The sequence below is a fragment of the Achromobacter sp. SIMBA_011 genome (assembly GCF_046535435.1).
GTDB classification, from domain to species: domain Bacteria; phylum Pseudomonadota; class Gammaproteobacteria; order Burkholderiales; family Burkholderiaceae_B; genus Achromobacter; species Achromobacter dolens.
Genome location: NZ_JAWRWN010001090.1, coordinates 1 through 243, shown reverse-complemented (window position 1 = coordinate 243; position 243 = coordinate 1). Strand labels below are relative to the sequence as shown.

1 pseudogene is annotated in these 243 nt (G+C 58.4%); it reads right to left on the bottom strand.

From position 1 onward, the window contains the following. Positions 1-243 (bottom strand): annotated as a pseudogene (locus tag SB816_RS34395) (PrkA family serine protein kinase); the annotation flags it as partial.

Sequence of the window (243 nt, the reverse complement as noted above, 5' to 3'; positions counted from 1 at the left end):
CTCCAGCTCGGCGTTCAAGGCCGCGCGGTCGAAGCTCTCGCCGGTGTCGTGATCGCGGAACTCCTGGTCCTGAATCCAGAAGTCGGCGTACGTGACATAGCGGTCGAAGATGTTCTGCCCGTATTCCGAATACGATTCGAGGTACGCCGTCTGGATTTCCTTGCCGATGAACTCCGCATAACGCGACGCCAGCACGTCCTTCACGAACGACAGATACTTCTGCTCCGTTTCAGGCGGGAACTG